Annotated in this window: 4 protein-coding genes; 3 read left to right on the top strand and 1 reads right to left on the bottom strand. The window is 53.1% G+C overall.

Annotated features, from left to right (window positions below):
• Both ACLP2E_RS02635 and ACLP2E_RS02630 read left to right on the top strand, forming a co-directional pair.
• Positions 1-1,495: GumC family protein (locus tag ACLP2E_RS02635; protein WP_442465076.1), on the top strand; the 1,495-nt coding region annotated here is incomplete at its 5' end.
• Between the two features lie 186 nt (positions 1,496-1,681).
• The gene (locus ACLP2E_RS02630; RefSeq protein WP_442465075.1) at positions 1,682-2,404 is read left to right on the top strand and encodes a class I SAM-dependent methyltransferase; all 723 of its coding nucleotides are present in this window, start codon (positions 1,682-1,684) and stop codon (positions 2,402-2,404) included.
• A 649-nt stretch (positions 2,405-3,053) separates the two neighbouring features.
• Here the strand turns inward: ACLP2E_RS02630 and ACLP2E_RS02625 are convergent.
• On the bottom strand, positions 3,054-3,614 hold the full coding sequence (locus ACLP2E_RS02625; protein WP_442465074.1) for a helix-turn-helix domain-containing protein: 561 nt from the start codon (positions 3,612-3,614) through the stop codon (positions 3,054-3,056).
• Positions 3,615-4,269: 655 nt separating this feature from the next.
• Between ACLP2E_RS02625 and ACLP2E_RS02620 the strand changes: the two genes are divergently transcribed.
• A partial coding sequence (locus ACLP2E_RS02620) for a hypothetical protein (RefSeq protein WP_442465073.1) occupies positions 4,270-4,669 on the top strand: 400 nt, incomplete at its 3' end.

Raw genomic sequence — 4,669 nt, 5'->3', positions numbered from 1 at the left:
TAAAATGAGTACGTTAACGATCAACCCACTATTCGGCGAATTGGTCCGCGCCAGCAGCGGGCGCAAGCGTTTGCTTGCCACAATTTTTGTTGGCGTCAATGTTCTCACCTGGATCACATTTTCGTTCGTGCCCCGTTCCTATCAGGCATCCGCACTGATTCAGATAAATTTTGCGCCAAGCTATGATTCCGACTCGAAAAGAGACGCTGAAGCCATTTTGCGTGACGAGCAATACTTGAATTCCCAGACCGCGATCATCCACAGCGAACACGTGATCAGAGACGCAATTTCAGCTGTTGGTCCAAGCCGCCTCTATGAACCCGATGCGGACATTGTCCACAAAATAAGAACAGCGGCGGGATACATTGTGCCCCAGTGGATTTGGTCTGCCACTTCCGCTTGGGATGCCCGACCATACATTGGGTCTGTCAGTTTTCCAGCTTCCGCTGACGCGGCAGACGCGCCGCCAGCTGACAAAATTCGATCTGACGAGGCGTTTCTGAAAGCTTCGGCCGCGCTCTCCGTTCACCCGGAGCCGAAAACCGATCTTATTCGCGTGTCGTTTTCCCACCCCGACCGTCAGATCGCCGCGGAATTTGTGAACGCGCTGGTGCAAATGTATCTCAGCAGACATGTGCAGCTTATGTCCCAATCAAACGCCTCGGCATTTATGGAAAGCGAGAGAAAAAAATACGAATACGATTTCGACGTTGCATCCCTGACATTGAACCGGTTTTCGGTTAAAAACAATATGTATTCAATCGAGGAGCAGTTGCGTCTTGCCCTCGATCGCCGCAAAGAGATCCAATCAAATATGGAGCATACACTTGGACGCATCGCACAGTTGCAGGCCGAAATTAGAGAGACAAGCCAGCAGCTTGTTGCCTTAAAACTTAACAATCTTTCACCGCAACTGGCTGAGCTTGCTCGCAAAGGCACGCAAAACGCGGGCGGCGCGCAAAACCAAGGTCACGTAAATAGTGATTTAACAGGTCCAATTCCAACTCACGATCCCCCGTTGCTGCTCGTCCGTGTTTACCAAGAAACAGCACAATCGCTCGTCAATAAGAACGCCGAACTGGTCGGGTTGCGAGAGCTTATTGCGCAGCAAAAGCAAGCTTACGATGCAATAAATCACGAACTATCGGATGTGTCCGCGCAGCGCGCCCAATTCGAGCAGTTGAGGCGAAACGTGGAGTTAGCCAAACAGAGCGCTAACAGCTTCGCGTTGAAGGAAATCGAACAGCGAACCGAGCTTGCGCTCGGCGCGCAGAAGTTACTGCGTTTAGAAGTCGTGCAAGAGGCAACGGCTCCATTGAAACCAGGCTTCCCGACGAGAACCGTTATAATCACATCGGGTTTGTTGCTCTCGATCGTCGCAATGGCGGGCGTCGCGGGAAGGCTGCTGGTCGTTGGTCGACGGAAGCCAGCCACCAGTAAAATAATTGCGTCGACAGTTACACAGATGTCGACATTGAAAGCTGGTCCGGTTTGACAGCCCGTTTATGAAGTCCGGCTCGGCCTGAGTCCCTTGACAGAGGGATTCGGGCGCGGGTGTTTGTCGATGACACGCGAGGCGGGAATGCAGGAGGATCTTGTCGCGACTTCGTAGATGTTGCGCCCTCCTGGGCAAGAGCTTTGGTGTCATCATCAAGGTCATCTAAAAGCAATGAGGAAAGATATGGCTCTATATCCTGAGGTGAAATGGTTCGGGTTTGATCGCGTTGATGGGACTATTATGTTTTTCAACTACGTCAACAGCCTTTGTTTCGCCGAGGCCATTGTGCTCGACTACGGAGCCGGGCGCGGCGAATATTTTCATGACGACGAATGCGACTATCGCCGCAATCTTCGCATTTTAAGAGGAAAAGTCGCAAAGGTGATAGGCGTCGACATCGACAAAGCAATTTATGCTAACAAAGCTGTCGATGAAACATATTTGATTTCGCCGGATGGGCGAATACCGCTCAACGACGCATCGTTGGATATCATTTTAGCCGACTGGGTGTTTGAGCATATCGCTGATCCAGCCTCAATCGTTGCGGAATTCAAACGCGTACTGAAGCCAGGCGGGTACATCTGCGCGCGGACTCCGAATAAGTTTGGGTATATCGCCTTAGGCGCTAGGGTTATTCCGGAATCGTTTCATAATTTCGTTCTCAAAATTGTTCAACCTGAGCGGAAAGAAGATGACGTATTTCCAAAAGTTTATATGATGAATACCAGGTACGATCTAAGCAAGGTGTTTGCGACCGAAGAATTTGATCTGCTGACATTCTGCTCGGACGCGGCTCCGAGTTATGCCGGAAACAGCGCGATTCTGCTCCATTTGTTTAAACTTATTCACATTTTCATGCCGGAGCCGCTAAAGACCATCAGACTTGTTTTTGCTCGTAAACGCTAATCGTTTGCGCAGCGACAATCACCAGCCCTTTGACGAGTTCGCGCGGGGAACGGGACGTTGAGGTTCAGCATGATCTCATCGCGACTTGGGCGGGCCGCGCTTCCTTTTTCATTTCTTTTTCGACATCATCTCATCTCGCCCTGCTCAAACAAAAGCCGGGCGCGCTGGATCAGGCGTCAAGCAGCTCGCCGTGGCCAAAGTCGAGCGCCGCCCCGCGCGATGAATGTTATTGCATGATGGGCCGGAGCGCCACTGCTGGGGTGGCCGGCGAAGCATCCGGATTGCGCAAGCTCCTTTAGCCACTTGACCTGAACGCCCTTCAACTCCCGAATTCCGACCGCCAGCGATCATATGTGACCTCTGTCACGCATATCGATTTTGCCATCCTTCTGTCCTCCGTCCGGTCCGAAAACCATACTTCAGGGAGGACCACTCACCACTCGCGTGACCTGTGCCTGCGAGCGCAAAGCGCAAGAACCGGATATGAGACCAATCGCCGAATGTCCATGTGCGCCGTTATCATTTTCATCGCGAAGCGCATCGGGCCCTCCTCGCGATATTCCGCGAGATCGCTGCCGTTCCCATCGCTGGATGGGCGCTTGCCCTTCCGCCCGCCGATGGTCGCGGTCGCAACCGGCGGAGTCCGCGTTCATTTTTCTCCTTTCAGGACCTGCAGGATCTTGATCACCGTCGGCCACGATAGGCGCTGATTGATCTGCAGCCAGGCCTCGCCCCCGTCCAGATCCTCGAGATTGAATGAAGGGATCGAACCAAGGCCGGCGTCGCCTCGCTCTTCGGCGGGAAAGACTGACTCGTCATGGTCGGCGACGTTCGAGCGCGGCTCGGCGCGCATGGACGGGCCCATGCCTTCGGCGACGACGTTCAGCTTCGGGGCCGCCTCTTTGTCGCTTGAGCCGGGCGAAAGGGTCGGAGCGGCGGCGGTCGGCGCCAATTCTTCGGGACTGACGCCGAGAATCGCGCTCAAAGCGCTCAGGATGCGCGGGCGGGGAATGGATCGACCCGCACGGTAGTGCGACAGGTTCACCGGATTGAATTTCTTGTCGGGGAGCTGCTCCCGCAAAAGCCTGGCCGTTTCCGTGACCGTGAGCCCCCTTGCGGCCATCAACGCACGCAATCGTTCGGCGAGCAGGCGCTTGCGCAGCGCACTGTGCGCGTCTTGTTCAGTTGCAGGCGAAATCGCCATATTCATCGCCACTCCATCCCTCTTTGCAGATCTGCAATATAAGTTGTCAAATTCATGCTGATTGGCTATGATATTGTTAGGTATGACAGCTTACACCGCAGCATCGCTTGTCAACAACACGAATTATCACGCTAATTCAATTACTTTTTAGTTCACGGCCAATTTCTAACGCTACGCTTATGCATGACGGTTACGCTAAAGGTTTCACGTGGGCTTAGCATTATTATGTCTGGACCGGATATTAGGCGCTTTCATTTGCGCTCATGTTAACTCAGCCGTAAGAAGGAGAGCGCCATGCGATCCGCTAAAGTTCAAATGCTGCTCTTAAGACGATCGCGGAATGGTCAAGCCGACCTAGTTCTCCGCGCGAAAGTCGGTTCTCAGCATGCAGAGCAAATAAAATCGATTCTGGCAGATATGGTCGCGCCCAATGAGGCCTCCTCCCCTCTCAAACCCGGTTCAAGGATCGTGCCTTAATTAAGGTAGCAGATTAGTCGCGCCGCCGCGTGTCGTCAATGAGCGCCGCGTTCCATAGACGCTATTGGCGTCGCCGGAACGGAGGCATTTCGATCGCTCTTGCATTCATAAGTATCTAAGCTGGAACGCGTTTAAGTATATACGTAGGAGCAAGCTCGATGTTGTATGTATAGGAGTTAGCTCGATGCCATCTGCTTACGAGCGTTATAATATTACTAACACCAACCCCACTGATGCGACGTCTTTAAAATGCTCAACCTCGCGGCGCGATGCGATTATCGTCGTCGAAAAAGACAATTTTCTTCGCGACTGTCTTGTGCTGACGGCAAAGGTCTATGCCGAAGCAGACGCTAGCGCCTTTGCAAGCCTTGCCGGATTAGTGGAGCGCGCCTTCGATCCTGACGCGACAGTTTTGCTCCTGTCGATCATCTCTCTCGATGATAGCGAAACGGCGAGGGAGTTCTCCATGCTTTTGAACATGACGCCGCAGCTCAAAACTTTAGTTCTTGCGCAAAGCGACGATCCGGATCGGGCGCTCGCCGCTTTTAGCCATGGCTCCAATGGTTTTGTCTCCACAAGCGCGG

The organism is Rhodoblastus sp. (genome assembly GCF_052145335.1).
Classification (GTDB): Bacteria; Pseudomonadota; Alphaproteobacteria; order Rhizobiales; family Beijerinckiaceae; genus Rhodoblastus.
Note: the sequence above shows the minus strand (reverse complement) of the source record. Positions and strands in the feature narration are given on the sequence as shown.

Bases quoted from the DNA above. Each gene is read 5' to 3' on its own strand.
- ACLP2E_RS02625 (WP_442465074.1), bottom strand. From the start codon at position 3,614: ATGAATATGGCGATTTCGCCTGCAACTGAACAAGACGCGCACAGTGCG.
- ACLP2E_RS02630 (WP_442465075.1), top strand. From the start codon at position 1,682: ATGGCTCTATATCCTGAGGTGAAATGGTTCGGGTTTGATCGCGTTGAT.